Here is a 16143-nt window from a genome sequence, read left to right on the forward strand (position 1 = left end):
AAATTGGATCTATATGAGTTTTATAGTTTCTGTAATTATCCCCACCTACAGGGACTGGGAAACTTTAAATGATTGTTTGATAAACCTTCAGAATCAAACAATTCCAAAAAGTAGTTTTGAAATCATCATTGTAAATAACGATCCTTCAGATATTAAACCTGATGATCTTACTATTTCTGAAAACACTAAAATAATCTCTGAGAGTAAACCTGGATCATATGCGGCTAGAAACAAAGGAATTCTAGAGGCGAAAGGAAATGTATTGGCATTTACGGATTCTGATTGTTTGCCAACTCCTGATTGGATTGAAAATGCACTTGAGTATTTAGAGGATGGATTTGATTTGGTAGGAGGTGAAATGGAGTTTTTTAAATCAAAGAAAGGAAGTGACTTGGCATTTCTGTATGAAAAGAAATTTGGTTTTAACCAAAAGAGAAATGTAGAAGAGAAAGGTCAAAGCATAACTGCTAATTTATTTTGTAGTAGAAAAGTAATCGATGCAGTTGGACTTTTTCCAGAAGGATTAATGTCAGGAGGAGACTTTGTTTGGACCAAAAAAGCTACAACGGCTGGATTTAAAATGGCATTTGGAAAAAATGTATTGGTCAAACATCCTACTAGAAAAAGTATCGCTGAAATTGTAAGAAAGAAAAAACGAACAATTGGAGGTATGTATTCTAGATTTTATAAAAACTATTCTCCCAAACAAAAATTGAAGTTCGGTTTACATTTTGTACGTCCTCATATTTCTATCTTCACATATAATGACCTGAGCATCTTAGAGAAAACAAAACTATTTTTTGCAACTTGGTATGTAGAATGTTTAGGGATGAGAGAAATGATTCTTTTGGACTTCAAAAAGAAAACTGCTGAAAGATCTTGAAATGCCACAAAATCATCTCGATCAAATGCCTGGCATGCCTTTTAAAATTACAATTGAACTTTAGTTTAATTAAATGAAAAAACATATTGAAAAGATATTAATCACCGATGATTTTACTTTGGTAAATCTGGTTAAACTAGGTAAAGCCAAGTTAAAAATTCTGGTGGGTACCATATTGGCTTTTATCTTATTTGGGATTATTTATTACAGTACAACCCCCGAATCATATTCTGCTCAATCAATTTTGCTGGTAGAGTCACAAACTTCCAATGCTGCGGGAGGATTGGGATCTTTGGCCCAGGTTGCAGGATTTTCAATGCCTGGTTCTACAAGAGAACTGGCCACTTTGGATCCCGCTCTTTATCCCTTCATTGTTCAAAGCAAACCATTTTTAGAGGATTTAATGAATTCAAAAGTGAAATCGGAACTTTACCCTGATTCTGTTTCTCTCTTTAAATACATGGTTGAAACAAGGCCTGAAAATTCTATTTCCAAGTTTATTAAAAGCCCTTTATCAGTCTTTAAAAGTGGAGTAACAGTTAATGACAAAGAGAGAGAGACTAATGCGATCAAGGAAAGAACAAAGTATGAACCTTTAGAAATTTATGCTATCAATCAAATAGGAGGAAGAATAACAGCAAACTCAGAAGGTAGTCTCCTTTATTTGATAACTAATATGCCTGAAGCAGATTTAGCATTTCAATTTTCCAAAATGGTGAAAAGTTTATTGATTGAGTATGCAACCAAATACCTTCAGGAAAAACAAAAAAGCCATGTAGATTATCTTGAAGTTCAATACACCAAGAGTGAGGAAGGCTTTAAAGATGCTCAAAATGCTCTAACTTCCTTTAAAGAAAGGAATCAGGGATTGTTTTTGGAAAGTATGAAAGCGATAGAACAAAACTTGAATGCAGAGTATAATTTAAAGTTTGAGCTTTATAGAACAATTGCAAAAGAACTGGAGACTTCCAAAATTGAACTTAATAACCAAAAGCCAATTTTTTCTGAAATGGAGCCGGCATTTATTCCCAACAGACCAACTGCTCCTAATTTAATGTTGACTTTAGCATTCAGTTTAGCTCTTGGATTTGTTTTTGGAATAATTTTGATCTTTTTGATTTACATAAAGGCTTACCTAAAACTGCATCAAGGTTCTACTGAATAATTTGATGATTTCAGTAATTATCCCATTTTACAATAATGCTGATTTCCTGAGGGAAACTCTTTTGTCAGTCGCAGGACAAACAATTAGTGATTGGGAGTGTGTACTAGTTGATGATGGGTCAACTGACAATTCATTGCAGATAGTTAAAGAATTTGCTGAAAAAGATTCAAGGTTTAAATGGTTTTATAGACCTGAAAGTCTTCCAAAAGGAGCTAACTCTTGCAGAAATTTTGGTGTAAAGAAATGTAAGGGTAGCCATCTTCTTTTTTTGGATGCTGATGATATAATTTCTACGAAGTGTTTAGAGCTTAGAGAAAATAGGATGAAAGATGAGGATTTGATCGTTTTTTCAACAGCTCATTTTTCAGGAAATAAAGAGGATGGAACAGATTTCTTTCCTGGATTGAAATTAAATTTCTCTCCTATTTACTACAGAAACATGTTTCTGGACTATAGCATACCATGGCATGGGAGTAGTGGACTTTGGTCTAAAGTTTTTTTTGAAAGGATAGGAGGTTTTGATCCGGGATTATTAAGATTTCAAGATGTTGATTTGCACGTCAGAGCTCTGAATGAAAAAGAAATTTCCTTCAAAATGGATTATTCAACAGGTTATACATCTTTTTATAGAAAATCCCTGTACCACCAAAAAGTTACTTTAGAAAAGCGGAGATTTATTTTAAATCAAGCATTTATATATGCATCCAAAATGAAGAAAGAGCTAGATCATAAGGACTTCGTATGGATCGAAGGGTTATTTGTTTATATACTCTTTAGATTTGAAGAAGTGTTTAGTACCTCAGATCTTCAAAAAGTCAATGATTTGTGTGATTTAATAGGAGAGAAGAAGAACGCATTTTCAAAAGAATTTTTATCAATGTTGAAGATGTATGAGTCATTTTTGACCAGGCCAAATAGGCTAAGGAAATATGCTTCTTATTTTTTTTATAGGAAATACGTCTGGAAAAAAAGTAAAGGAATTTGAAGGCTTATTACCAAAATGTGGAATTTTGGCACCTTTTAACCCTGCCACTTTATTTCATCATTGTGTATTTGGTGTTAACAATCATAGCAAAAAAGATTTTGCTGGCAGACTCCAAATATATAAACATCCATTTTTTAGGAGTATTACTTTTTTATTTGGCTATTGGTTTAGTTGATTTTAAAATAAAATTGATTCCTTATTTTCCAGATACTAACTTGTTTACCAGAATTTTGGAAACTGGAATTACTCCAAGTAATCAATCAGTAGGTGTTAAAATAGGATATAAGTTTTTGGCTATTCCAATATATCACCTTACACTAAAGTCCATTTTCAATTACTTTTTATTTAATGCGCTATTCTTTCAATTGGGGTTGGTTTTCCTTGCAGGAGCCTTTAATCGAACTTATCAACTTAAAGATGTTTGGGTTCAGCGTTTCTTTTTGATTTTAGGAGTGTTTATTCCATCCATCATCGTGTATTCATTTACTCCCCTCCGGGAAAGCTATTTTGTCTTGGCATTAGGTTTATTCTTTTATGGAATGACTTCAAAAAACAAAATGAACGTTTTCCTATTCTTAGGTATCATATTAGCCGGAATTTTAAGAATTCAATTACTGCTTTATTTTTTCATTGTCATTGGATTACAAATTGTAGTAAATCTAAAATTAAGTCGAAAAGCGATTTTAGTAATCGCACTTATTTTAATTCCCTTCTTATTTGTCGCTCTAAATTATTTGGCAACAAGTATTGTTGGGATTTCTATTTCTCCTGAAAGCCTCGCCTTATTTAGAAATGTACAACGAATCAATTATTTTGAGTCAGGAGTGACTTACCCCGAAGTAGATTGGACAAATTGGATAGATGTGATATTGGATTTTCCAGGATTGTTTTTCCAGTTTTTCTTGGCACCTTTTCCAGTGATAATATTCATTCCATTTTGGACTAAATTAGCCTATTTTGCAGATGGACTATATTTATTATTCATTCTTGGAATATCTCTTTTTTACTTAAAACATTGGAATCAATATGGTCTTTGGCTAATGTATATAGGGCTTTATGTGGCCATGTCTGCGTTCTTTGAGTTTCACCTGTTAGGTGCAGTTAGACATAGACTTCCAGCTACATTGCTTTTGACCAATCTTGCAGCACAATGCCTTGCATTTTACTATCCTAAGTTTCGATGGGTTTTCAAGTATTAATCTCTACAATGAATCCCAATCCAGAGGGATTTAAGGGGTATAGTTTTTCTACATTAGTTATTTCCCAAAACTCAACTGAGAAAGAAGTTCGGGAAGAAAATTTCACTTTTTTGTCTTTTGATGAAAGAGGCTTATCAAAGAGTAGAAACAAAGCTTTGGATAATGCAAGCAAGGATTTAGCTCTGATTTCAGATGATGATTTAATTTATTGTGAAGGTTTTGAAAATAAAATTCAAGATGCTTTTGATCAATTTCCTGATGCTGATATCCTGACATTCAAAATAATAACTCCAGAAGGGAAACCCTATAAAAAGTATTCTTCAGAAAGTTTTAAGCACGACAGAAGTAGCATTTACAAAGTTTCCTCCGTTGAGATAGTAGTGAGAATTAAAAGTTTAAAAGATGCAGAGGTAAAGTTTGATGAAAACTTTGGATTAGGTTCTAAATTTCCAAGCGGAGAGGAGACAATTTTTCTTAATGATGCCATATCCAAAGGTCTGAATTTGTACTTTGTTCCTGAATATATAGTTTGCCATCCATTGGAAAGCTCTGGTAAAATCTTAGATGAAAAATACTTTAGAAGTAAAGGAGCACTAATTAAGAGGTTATATGGAAACTCCTTATTTTTAGGCTTAGGTTTTGCTTTTTTATTCAAACAATTTCTGAAACCAAGTCGGACTATTTCATTGAGAGATTCAATAAAAGAAAGTTTAAAAGGATTTAATTCTATTCAGAATTTTTAATGTTAGTTTCTATAATTACACCTGTACATAATGCCTATTCCCATATTGAGGAAACTATTCAATCTATCCTGAATCAAACTTTTCAAGATTGGGAGCTTATTTTGATAGATGATTATTCAACAGATTCAGGAATCCATATTCTAAACAAATACGAAGGCCTAGATTTAAGAATTCACTTAATTGAAAACCCAAAGAATTTAGGAGCAGCAATCAGTAGAAATAAAGGTATTGAGAAAGCAAAAGGAAGATTTATTGCATTTTTAGATAGTGATGATTTATGGGCTCCCAATAAATTAGAAATTCAGCTAAAGTTCATGCTGGATAACAAGCATGCTTTTACTTTTACTGGGTATCAAAAATTTAAAAATGGATCCATTGTAGGTAGACACCATGTCCCAAAAAAAGTAAACCACGAAGAGTTGTTGAAAACTTGCTCCATAGGTTGCTTAACAGCAATGTATGATACAGAGCAACTTGGTAAAGTTTACATGCCTATAATTTCAAGAAGACAAGATTTTGCTCTTTGGTTAAAAATTTTGAAAATGATTCCTTTTGCATATGGGATTGATAAACCTTTAGCACATTATAGATTGCGGGATGATTCTATTTCAGGTAATAAATTCAGAGCAGCCAGATACCAATGGAGGGTTTATAGGGAATTTGAGAATTTAAGCTTTTTAAAGGCTAGTTATTATTTTGCCCATTACGCTGTTTTTGGAGTTCTAAAAACCTATTTGCACAAAGCAAAAAAATAAATTGAGTTATTTTATTTCAGTCATTATCCCACTTTACAAGGATTGGGAGAGACTTGGTTTTTGTTTACAAGCATTAGAAAATCAAGATAGTCCTGAAGTGGAATTTGAAGTCATTATCGTAAATAATGACCCAAATGATACAAAGGAATTGGATATAAATTACTCTTTTCCAATTCGATATTTAAAAGAGATTATCCCTGGTTCTTATGCTGCTAGAAACAAAGGGATTTCAGTGGCCAAAGGCGATGCATATATATTTACTGATTCGGACTGCATTCCATCTTCAAATTGGATCAAAACTTCGGTCTTTCTTTTGAATAGTTATTCGACTGATATTTTCGCTGGATCAATCAAACTCTTTTCAGAAATAGATAATCGTTATGTCCGATTCGAAAAGGTTTTTGCCTTTCCAAATGAAAAATATGTAAACGATGAAAATTTTGGAGTTACTGCCAATTTGTTGGTTCGTAAATCTGTTCTCGAAAAGATAGGAGGGTTCAATACGAAGCTTTTGACTGGAGGAGATTCAGAATTTTGTAACCGGGCTGTCAAAGAGGGATTTAAAATAGCTTATTTCAATGATCTTCAAGTTTCTCATCCAGCCAGGTCTAGTTGGAAAGAATTAAGAGTTAAAGCAAAGAGATTTGGAGGAAGACTGCCTTCTGGAGGTAATAAAACAATTATTTTTTTAAAACTGATTGGTAAGTTTAGAATTAGGTTAAAAGATATTCAAGAGATCTCTAAAATTCAGGATAATGGATTCTTCCAAAAGTTGGATTATTTTCTAATCAAACAAAACCTGAGGTGGGTAGAGGCAAAGGAGTCTATTTTTGTTTTTTTGGGCAAAAAAGCAGGTAGAAAGTAGGATAAAATTGGATGTCAAAAATTAAAAAACACATAAGTTTAGTTTTAACATTTTTCTTCTTTCATACTTCCTATGTCTTATTTGCTCAAAGCCTAAATGCTGATTATCCGGTATTGGAGCAATATCTAAGACGTCAACAACTCCAAGGCGATTTTAGTCAAAGGTATTCCTTCAATTTAAGGCCAATAAGGTTTGATGGAAGAGATTCATCAAATACTTCTGAAATTATTTCCACCTATTTATCAGGTGAACCAATACCTAAAAGACCGAATCTAAGGTTTGCCATATTACCGGTTGTTTCTACCACCGAATTGAACAGCAAAAGGCCATACGGTTGGGGAAACAAAGTTTTAACCCCTAACGTTGGTTTGCAAACATATATCAGTACCGGTTTTTATGCACGTTTCCATTTTCTAGAAATTCAATTTCAGCCTGAATATTCCTACTCTCAAAATAAGCCATATCAAGGATTCTCCGATAATTTCCCTCGAAAAGTAATAAGCTCAAGGTATTTCTATTGGAACAATGGGGATAATCCAGAGAGATTTGGAGATGGATCGATTTCTAGGTTTTGGTGGGGACAATCAAGCATTTCTATTTTGGCCGGCCCAATTCAAATTGGATTGTCAACCCAGAATATTTGGTGGGGCCCCGGTCAGTTTAACTCATTGATATTTAGTGATAATGCAGAAGGTTTTCCGCATCTGAGTTTAAATACGAGAAGGCCTGTCAAAACTTTTTTAGGTAATTTTGAAGGTCAGGTTTTGATGGGAAGATTGGAAAATAGTGGGTTTTTCCCCTCTCAGATAGATAGTTTAAACAAAAACTTTTTCAGAAAATTTGATGGGGATTGGAGATACTTAAATGGTATTTCAATTACATATAATCCCTCTTTTCTAAAAAACTTGTTCCTTGGGTTTAGCAGAACTTTCCAGCAATACAATAAATATCGAGAAAAGACCTTCAATGATTATTTTCCGATTTTCGAAGTATTCCAAAAAAAAACACTTTTTGAAAATGGTAATTCCGTCAATTATGATGGCAAGGGGCAGGACCAGCAAGTTAGTATATCCTTTAGATACATAATTCCAAAAGCAAATTTTGAAGTTTACGGAGAATTTGGCCGACGGGACCATTCATACGATTGGAGAGATTTCATTTTAAACCCTGAACATGCCAGAGCCTATATTTTCGGATTTCAAAAGCTTATAAAATTGCCTGTTCCTGATGAATTTATACAGGTTAGGGGAGAGGTCACTCATCAGCAGGAATCTATAAACCGATATGCAAGATATCCAGGTTTAATTGGAAACCAGACCTGGCATACCCATGGCTTAGCTAGGGGCTTTGTCAATTATGGACAAAGTCTTGGAGTTGGGGCAGGTGTAGGTTCAAATGTCCAGACTATTGAAATATCAAAAGTCAGAAACCTAAATAAAAGAGGTATTGTACTTGAAAGATTGGCAAACAATCAAGACTTTTTTTACAGGGCTTTCGGTCAAAACCCTGAGAAAAAACCATGGATAGATTTAAGCTTAGGTTTTTTGTGGGATGAGAAGTTTGACCGATTGATTTTAAGCGGAAAAGCCCAATTCATAAAAAGCTATAATTATCAATGGCAATCAGATGGATTAAGTACCGAAGACTATCCAAACGGTCAGAAATTATTGTCATTCTATGGGAGTTTTAATTTGATCTACAGGTTCTCAAAGTAATTTATAGCTAAGCTACTAGTTTATCCAAATCCAAATAGTTTTGCTATCATTTCCAAATGAGTAACTTTGGTACTCATTTGAGAGATTAACTGTGCAGGTAAGTTTAATCTGATTTTTCAAAAGATAGATTTTAATTGAAATTCAGAAAGCTGCATACGTGCTGAGTAAGTTACCAAATTTTGTGACTGAAAGGGCGAAGCTTTGTTGTAAATGGAAGTTTTCCAGATCTCTGAAAGATTTTTAAGAATTAACCACTACTAAAAAAAAACGCATAGATTTTAATGTTAACACCAATTAAAGATGTAAAAATTGCCGTTATAGGACTTGGATATGTTGGCCTTCCTTTGGCAGTAGAGTTTGCAAAGAAATTTCCTACAATAGGATTTGATATAGACTCAAAAAGAGTTGCTGAGCTCAACTCTGGCGTTGATCATACATTGGAGGTAGAAAACGATCTACTTCAATCTGTACTCATTTCTGATTCAAATGAAGGAAAAGGATTGCTTCCAAGTTCAGATTCTTCTGTTCTTGCTGATTGTAATATTTACATTGTTACAGTACCTACTCCTACCGATAAACACAACAGACCAGTACTGACTCCTATGTTAAAGGCTTCAGAAAATATAGGGAATTACCTAAAAAAAGGAGATGTTGTTATTTATGAATCTACCGTTTATCCGGGAGTTACAGAAGATGAATGTGTCCCTGTTTTGGAACAAGTTTCTGGGCTGAAATTCAATGATGATTTCTTTGCAGGATATTCCCCAGAAAGAATCAATCCAGGAGATAAAGAACATACTGTTGCAAAAATTCTGAAAGTCACTTCAGGTAGTACTCCTGAAGTTGCAGAATATGTGGATCAATTATACCAAACAGTTATTACTGCTGGAACTCATAAAGCATCTTCCATTAAAGTTGCTGAAGCAGCCAAAGTCATCGAAAACTCCCAAAGAGATATTAACATTGCTTTTGTCAATGAACTTTCAAAAATCTTCAATCTCATGGGAATTGATACCAATGAGGTTTTAGAGGCTGCCGGAACCAAATGGAATTTCCTAAAATTCAAACCAGGGTTAGTTGGAGGGCATTGTATTGGAGTGGATCCATTTTATTTAGCACAGAAAGCTCAGGAATTAGGATATCATCCTGAAATTATCTTAGCAGGAAGAAGATTAAATGATTCCATGGGTAAGCATGTAGCTACCGAGGTAATCAAATTGATGATGCGTAAAGACCTTAAAGTGATTGACGCAAAGGTTTTAATTCTCGGGTTTACTTTTAAAGAAGATTGTCCTGATGTAAGAAATACCCGGGTAATTGATATTTACAAGGAATTGAAATCATTTGATATGGATGTGGATGTATATGATCCTTGGGCAAATCCTGATGAAGTAAAGCATGAATATGGAGTTGAAATTTCATCTGGGAAAAATATTCCTGACTTAAATGATTATTCAGCAATCATTTTGGCTGTTTCTCACAAAGAATTCGCAGCTTTGAAAATTCAAAAATCTGAAAACCAAGTTGTATTTGATGTAAAAGGATATCTTAAAAAAGAGGATGTTGATGCAAGGCTTTAAAGGGAACTTTTTGCGCTCCTAGAAATAAAAATTTAAAATTCTGATTAATTCTTATTTTTGAACCCAAATTCAAATTATCTCTATTTCGTTTAACTCTATTTCATGAATAAATTATTTAAAAACATCTTGTGTTTGGCGTTTTTGGCGTGTTGTTTTTACTCATGCGTGCCTAATAAAAAGATGATTTACATGCAGGAACTGGAAGAAAGTCAAGGTCCTTTAATTGAATCCAGTGGTAAGTATCCATACGAAACAGAGGAATATCTTTTACAGATAAATGATATTGTTGAAATCACTATTAAGACAACAGATCAAAATTTGAATTTGATCTTTGGTGCCATCTCTAATGAAAACCAAACTTCTGCTCAAATGGGAGGTAGTCAAGGTGCTGGAGATGCATTCTTCTTAAATGGATACACTATTGATGAAAGAGGATTAGTGGAAATTCCTTTGATCGGTGAAGTGAAGCTTCTTGGTTTGGATACGAGACAAGCAAAAGAGTTAATTGAAAAAGAGGTGTTAAAGTATGTGAAGGAGAATGAATTCTTTGTAAGAGTGAGATTAGGTGGAATCCGTTTCAGTGCTTTAGGTGAGTTTACCAGGTCTGGAAAGTATACCATTTTGCAAAATCGGGTTACTATTTATGAAGCTATTGCCTTTGCAGGAGATTTAAACCGAGTTGCGAAACGAGATCAGGTCCTCTTGGTAAGACAATATCCAGATGGATCCCAAATCCATAAAATCAATCTCCTAGATAGAGACCTATTAGGTTCCGAATTTTACTTTTTAAAACCTAATGATATGATTTATGCAGAACCTATGAAAGTAAGGGAGCTTGGAGCAGGTACCAACTTGGTTGAAACTCTGACTTTGTTGACGACTACTATAACAGCAGTTGCTTTGGTTCTAACACTAGTTAAAAATTAATATCCCTAATAATATGAGTTTTAATCAAGAGGAGAGCGATTTTTTCCAAGACGACGATAGTAGTTTTGATTTAAAAACGCTTTTTCCTAAAATATTAAGAATATGGCCTGTCATTTTGATTTGTATGGCTATTTTCCTTGCAACAGCCTATTTTTATACAAATACTACAGTGCCGGCTTACCTTGTTTCAAGTAAGTTTTTTATCAAAGAACAAGAAAGTCCATTATCACTTTTTGAAAATCCTGCATTGGGTGGACAGCAGGGAATTGGTATCACTAATGAGATTATTATTCTGAAGTCCAGACCTATTGCCGAAGCGGCATTAGTTCAGCTGGATTTTGATGTGGAATATTATGAAGAGGGAAGGTTTATTAAAAAAGAGGTATTTAGAAAAACCCCAATTGTTGTAGAAGTTGAATGGGAAAACCCTCAACTTTTAAATGGACTGGTGGAAGTCAAGTGGAATAATCCTGCTGAATATACACTTTCTTTTCCTGACGAAAATTATTCTCAGTCATATCCTGATGGCAGTATCGGAGTAGGTGTCCCAAATCAGGGAGGAACATATAAATTTAATGAGTGGATTGAAACTCCTCAGTTTAAAGTTAAGATCAATAATACCTCCAATCAAGATTCTGGGGAGGCATATTATATAGTAAGGGATAAAAATTACTTAATCAACAAGTATTCAGGAGGTTTGATAGTGGATTTAGAGGAAAAAAACTCCACTATTTTGAACTTAAGTATGGCTGTTCCTAATACCGAAAAAGGACAAACATACTTGAATGCCTTGATGGAAACTTATCTTGAACTTGAGCTTCAAGAGAAAAATGAAATTGCTAATCGGACTATCAATTTTATCGATAAGCAAATAGCTGGTGTTTCTGATTCCCTGACTCAATTTGAAAATAAGGTTCAGTCGTTTAGATCAAATAATAAAATTTATAACCTAAATAATGAAAGTAGCACAGTCTATGGCAGACTGACTGAAATAGAGTCTGAACTCGCGAATGCGAAATTAAAAAGCAGATATTTTCAAAGTTTGAAGGATTATCTGGTTAGAGAGAATTATAATGAAATTGTGGTGCCATCCGGTTTGGGAATAGAAGACCCATATTTAAATGGCTTGATAGAAAATCTCTTATCTGTCCAAGTGGATAGATCACGTTTGATGGCCACCCAGACTGAGCTTTCTCCTGCAGTGAGAGAAGCCAATAAAAAATTAGATGACCTCAATAAGTCCATTCGTGAAATTTTGGATAATGTGGACTTAAATAACCAGATGACAATAAATGATCTGGAGCAAAGGAAAAAAGAAATTGAATCATCATTTAGAAATCTCCCACAGGCAGAACAGAATTTGATTGCTTTGCAGAGGCAGGCTGATCTTTCTGAAAGCATATATAACTTCTTAAGTGAAAAGAGAGCAGAATCTGCTATTACCAAAGCTTCTAATAGGCCAAATAATAAAATTATTGAATTTGCGAAGACGGTAGGTGGTCCAGTTTCCCCAAAGCCGCAAAGGAATTATTTGTTCGCACTTTTCTGTGGGTTAATCTTACCGATAGTATTTGTAGTCTGTAGAGAGCTTTTCAGAGTTAAAATTGAGGATATTACTTACTTGGAGAAAAAATTAAAAATCCCTGTAATTGCTACTATCCTTAAAAACAAAGAAGAAAATAACCTGGTAGTATTTAACAATGGTAAGTCAGGGATTGCAGAATCCTTCAGATCATTGAGAGCCAATATCAGATATTTAATGCAAAAGGATAAGCAGGTCACCTTAATGCTTACTTCAACTATTTCCAGTGAAGGAAAAACATTCTGTGCTATGAATTTGGCCTCAGTTTATTCTTTGACTGGCAAAAAAACAATCCTTGTAGGATGTGACATGAGAAAGCCTAAAATATTTGATGATTTTGGGCTGAAAAATGATTTGGGACTTTCTACTGTTCTTAGTAATCAGATTGAGAATTGGGGCGATGCTGTTCAAAGTTCTGAATATGAAAACTTGGATATTTTGGTGTCAGGTCCAATTCCTCCTAACCCTGCAGAACTATTATCTGGTGATCAGTTTGAAAATCTAGTTAATGAACTTAAAAAGGTTTACGATGTAATAATTTTAGATACACCTCCAATTGGTTTGGTAAGTGAAACAATCGAATTATTAAATTTTGTAGACCTGACCCTGTTTGTGTTTAGACAAGATTATAGTCAAAGAAACTTTATCGATGCATTGAATGGTCTTAAAACAGGCAAAGGGATTAAAAATATTTATGCCTTGTTTAATGGAGTAGAAGGTAAAGGAGTTACTTACGGTTATGGCTATAGCTATGGCTATGGATATGGTTATTATAGTGATGATAAAAAAAGTAAAAAGTAATCTGAAGCAATTCTAAGTGAAGTTGATTTCAAAATACTTTAAACATTTTATTTTCTTTTACTCCTACTTAGGGAATAGAATAATCTTTCTAGTCGTATTAAGTTTAGTCGGAGGTTTTCTGGATGGTTTTGGCCTTGCCTTATTCATTCCTTTGATTCAAGTCGCAGGGAAAGCTCAAATAGATAAAGCTGAGGCAGAGGAGTCATTAGGATCATTAAATTTTTTGCTTGACTTTATTACCTGGTCAGGCTTTGAATTGACTGCTGTTGTAATTCTGGTATTTCTCTTACTCATTTTTGTGGTAAAAGGGCTTTTTAAGTATTTAGAAAGCCATTATAAAGTACTGGTTCAAATGTATTTTGTCAGAAAGATCAGATACCAAATGGTAGATAGTCTCGGCGACATGGAATATAGGAATTTTCTAGGTCTTGATGCCGGCCGGGTTCAAAACACGCTCTCTGGGGAGATATACAAAATTGTATCTGCTTATGTGGCATATTTTAATACCCTCCAGTCTTTCGTATTACTTTTGGTTTATGTAGTGTTGGCCTTATTGGCAAACTTTCAATTTGCACTTGTGGTCAGTGTAGGAGGTTATTTATCCAATCTGATTTTCAAAATCATTTTTAAATACACAGAATCTGCTTCCCTTAATAACAGTAAACTAAGCCATAAGTATCAGTCTTCTTTGATTCAAGCAGTTCATAATTTTAAGTACCTAAAAGCCACAAATTATTTTCAGAAATATAAAATCAAGCTAAAGGATTATGTAGACCAGATTGAGCTTGAGCAAAAGAAAATCGGAATCTTCAATGCGATTCTGATGGCAGCCAGAGAACCTTTAGTAATTGCAATTGTGGTAGCTGCTATTTTAGTGGAGATAAAACTTCTTAATGGGAATATTGCTGCCATATTTTTAAGTTTAATGTTCTTTTACAGAGCATTGAATTTTATCATGTTAGTTCAAACGCATTGGCAAGCTTTTACCGCAAATTTAGGTGGGCTTCATGTAGGATTGGAGCTTCTCAATGATCTGGAAAGTGGCAAGGAACAAGATGATTCCACAGTTTTAGTGGAAAGAATAAAATCAATCTATCTAAATAAAGTGGGCTTTTACTACTCTCCAGAAAAGAATGTTCTTAAAAACATAGATTTAGAAATAGCTAATAATCGATCATATGCACTTGTTGGGAAAAGTGGCAGTGGCAAAACAACTTTAACCAACCTGCTCGTCGGTTTAATTCATCCTACTTCTGGAGAATTTACTCTCAACGGAAAACCACTCAGGTCTTATAATCTTTCTAGCTACAGATCAAAAATTGGCTATATCACTCAAGAAGCAGTGATTTTTAACGATACCGTTTTTAATAACATCACATTCTGGGCAGAAAAGACAGAGGCTAATCAAAAAAAGTTTATTAAAGCAATCGAACTGGCAAATCTCACAGAGCTAGTTGAAGGACTTCCGGAAAAGGAAAATACCATCCTAGGTGATAGTGGAGCTTTGATTTCCGGAGGGCAAAAACAACGGATTTCTATCGCCAGAGAGTTATTTAAAGATGCTGAATTATTGATTTTTGATGAGGCAACTTCGGCCTTGGATAGTGAGACTGAAAAAATGATTCAAGAAAATATTGATTCATTAAAGGGATCCTGCAATATCGTATTGATTGCACATAGACTAAGTACGGTTAAAAATGCTGATGAAATCCTTCTTATGAAAGACGGAGAAGTTGAATGTAGAGGCACTTTTGCTGAACTATTATCTGATAGCAAAACCTTCAAATCGATGGTTGAGCTTCAGGAGTTTTAATTTATTAGCATAGAATCATGGTAAAATTCCTAGATCTTCAAAAAATAAATCTTGCACATGAGGCTGAATTACAAGAAGCCTTAAATCAAGTTTTGTTAAATGGCTGGTATATCAGAGGTAAATTTCATGATGAATTTGAGTCGAAATTTGCTGACTACTGTGGCACATCCAGATGCGTTGGAGTGGCAAATGGATTGGATGCATTGATTTTGATTTTCAAAGGTTTTAAGCAATTAGGACTGTTGAAAGATGGGGACGAGGTGATTGTCCAAGCTAATACCTATATCGCTTCGATTATTTCAATTACAGCTTCAGGTTTGGTTCCAGTTTTTGTAGAGCCGGATAAGGATACTTATAATTTAAGTGTTGAAAATGTAAGTAAAGCTATCACTAGTAAAACAAAAGCAATCCTGGCGGTTCATCTATACGGACAGTTGTCTCCGATGAGAGAATTGAAAGAGTTGGCTGAAAAAAACAACTTGTTATTAGTGGAGGATTGTGCTCAGTCTCATGGTGCAAAGGATCATAGAGGCTTAAAGGCTGGAAATCTATCTGATGCTGCTGGTTTTTCATTTTACCCAGGTAAAAACATGGGGGCTTTAGGCGATGCCGGTGCAGTAACAACATCCAATGAATCTCTGGCAAACATCATTAAAACCATGGGCAACTATGGAAGTCAAAAAAAATACCTCAATGAATTACAAGGGGTGAATTCCAGATTAGATGAAATTCAGGCAGCTGTCTTATTGGTTAAATTGAAATACATTGATCAGGAGAATGAGTTAAGAAGAAGAATTGCAGAGAGATATCTTTCAGAAATCATTAATCCTCACTTAACGTTACCAAAATTTCAATCAGGTAGTTTAGATCATGTTTTTCATGTTTTTGTTATCCGGTGTAAGAATAGAAAGGAATTTATTGAGTTTACTGATTCACATGGCATACAAACTTTGATTCATTATCCTATTCCTTTTCACAAACAAGGAGCTTATCAAGAATATGCATCCTTGAAACTTCCAATCACAGAACGTATCCATGAGGAGATTGTAAGCATCCCAATCAGTCCGGTTATGGAAGAATCAGAAGTTGATCAGGTAATCCAAGTATTAAATCAATATAGACCTGGATAA

Annotated in this window: 13 protein-coding genes; all 13 read left to right on the forward strand. The window is 34.2% G+C overall.

What is annotated here, in order from left to right; genetic code table 11:
• Window positions 1–13: 13 nt before the first annotated feature.
• A complete protein-coding gene (locus FHS59_RS16660) occupies window positions 14–883 on the forward strand; it encodes a glycosyltransferase (RefSeq protein WP_184496504.1) in 870 nt (289 codons plus the stop codon).
• Between the two features lie 73 nt (window positions 884–956).
• The gene (locus tag FHS59_RS16665; protein ID WP_184496505.1) at window positions 957–2048 is read left to right on the forward strand and encodes a hypothetical protein; all 1092 of its coding nucleotides are present in this window, start codon (window positions 957–959) and stop codon (window positions 2046–2048) included.
• A gap of 4 nt (window positions 2049–2052) precedes the next feature.
• Complete coding sequence (locus FHS59_RS16670; protein ID WP_184496506.1) at window positions 2053–3033, forward strand: glycosyltransferase family 2 protein; 981 nt, start codon at window positions 2053–2055, stop codon at window positions 3031–3033.
• 17 nt (window positions 3034–3050) lie between these two features.
• Entirely contained in the window at window positions 3051–4232 is a 1182-nt protein-coding gene (locus FHS59_RS16675) for a hypothetical protein (protein WP_184496507.1), read from the forward strand.
• 8 nt (window positions 4233–4240) lie between these two features.
• A complete protein-coding gene (locus FHS59_RS16680; RefSeq protein ID WP_184496508.1) occupies window positions 4241–4975 on the forward strand; it encodes a glycosyltransferase family A protein in 735 nt (244 codons plus the stop codon).
• On the forward strand, window positions 4975–5730 hold the full coding sequence (locus FHS59_RS16685) for a glycosyltransferase family 2 protein (RefSeq protein WP_184496509.1): 756 nt from the start codon (window positions 4975–4977) through the stop codon (window positions 5728–5730). Before FHS59_RS16680 ends, FHS59_RS16685 begins: the two co-directional genes overlap by 1 nt.
• Before the next feature lies 1 nt (window position 5731).
• On the forward strand, window positions 5732–6595 hold the full coding sequence (locus tag FHS59_RS16690) for a glycosyltransferase family 2 protein (protein ID WP_184496510.1): 864 nt from the start codon (window positions 5732–5734) through the stop codon (window positions 6593–6595).
• A gap of 11 nt (window positions 6596–6606) precedes the next feature.
• Entirely contained in the window at window positions 6607–8310 is a 1704-nt protein-coding gene (locus tag FHS59_RS16695) for a capsule assembly Wzi family protein (protein ID WP_184496511.1), read from the forward strand.
• 281 nt (window positions 8311–8591) lie between these two features.
• Window positions 8592–9890, forward strand: a complete 1299-nt coding sequence (locus tag FHS59_RS16700) for a nucleotide sugar dehydrogenase (protein ID WP_184496512.1) — start codon at window positions 8592–8594, stop codon at window positions 9888–9890.
• A 102-nt stretch (window positions 9891–9992) separates the two neighbouring features.
• Window positions 9993–10817 carry a polysaccharide biosynthesis/export family protein gene (locus FHS59_RS16705; RefSeq protein ID WP_246388495.1) on the forward strand — a complete coding sequence of 275 codons (825 nt, stop codon included), beginning with the start codon at window positions 9993–9995 and terminating at the stop codon, window positions 10815–10817.
• A gap of 13 nt (window positions 10818–10830) precedes the next feature.
• Complete coding sequence (locus tag FHS59_RS16710) at window positions 10831–13200, forward strand: GumC family protein (RefSeq protein WP_184496513.1); 2370 nt, start codon at window positions 10831–10833, stop codon at window positions 13198–13200.
• Window positions 13201–13216: 16 nt separating this feature from the next.
• Entirely contained in the window at window positions 13217–15013 is a 1797-nt protein-coding gene (locus FHS59_RS16715; RefSeq protein WP_184496514.1) for an ABC transporter ATP-binding protein, read from the forward strand.
• A gap of 17 nt (window positions 15014–15030) precedes the next feature.
• Window positions 15031–16143: a DegT/DnrJ/EryC1/StrS family aminotransferase gene (locus FHS59_RS16720; RefSeq protein WP_184496515.1), complete on the forward strand. Its 1113-nt coding sequence runs from the start codon at window positions 15031–15033 to the stop codon at window positions 16141–16143.

It is taken from the genome of Algoriphagus iocasae, from assembly GCF_014206875.1.
Taxonomy (GTDB): domain Bacteria; phylum Bacteroidota; class Bacteroidia; order Cytophagales; family Cyclobacteriaceae; genus Algoriphagus; species Algoriphagus iocasae.

What these genes read in the sequence shown, in the direction of transcription:
- FHS59_RS16660 (WP_184496504.1), top strand. Translation starts at nt 14, where the DNA reads ATGAGTTTTATAGTTTCTGTAATTATCCCCACCTACAGGGACTGGGAA.
- FHS59_RS16665 (WP_184496505.1), top strand. Translation starts at nt 957, where the DNA reads ATGAAAAAACATATTGAAAAGATATTAATCACCGATGATTTTACTTTG.
- FHS59_RS16670 (WP_184496506.1), top strand. Translation starts at nt 2,053, where the DNA reads ATGATTTCAGTAATTATCCCATTTTACAATAATGCTGATTTCCTGAGG.
- FHS59_RS16680 (WP_184496508.1), top strand. Translation starts at nt 4,241, where the DNA reads ATGAATCCCAATCCAGAGGGATTTAAGGGGTATAGTTTTTCTACATTA.
- FHS59_RS16685 (WP_184496509.1), top strand. Translation starts at nt 4,975, where the DNA reads ATGTTAGTTTCTATAATTACACCTGTACATAATGCCTATTCCCATATT.
- FHS59_RS16695 (WP_184496511.1), top strand. Translation starts at nt 6,607, where the DNA reads ATGTCAAAAATTAAAAAACACATAAGTTTAGTTTTAACATTTTTCTTC.
- FHS59_RS16700 (WP_184496512.1), top strand. Translation starts at nt 8,592, where the DNA reads ATGTTAACACCAATTAAAGATGTAAAAATTGCCGTTATAGGACTTGGA.
- FHS59_RS16705 (WP_246388495.1), top strand. Translation starts at nt 9,993, where the DNA reads ATGAATAAATTATTTAAAAACATCTTGTGTTTGGCGTTTTTGGCGTGT.
- FHS59_RS16710 (WP_184496513.1), top strand. Translation starts at nt 10,831, where the DNA reads ATGAGTTTTAATCAAGAGGAGAGCGATTTTTTCCAAGACGACGATAGT.
- FHS59_RS16720 (WP_184496515.1), top strand. Translation starts at nt 15,031, where the DNA reads ATGGTAAAATTCCTAGATCTTCAAAAAATAAATCTTGCACATGAGGCT.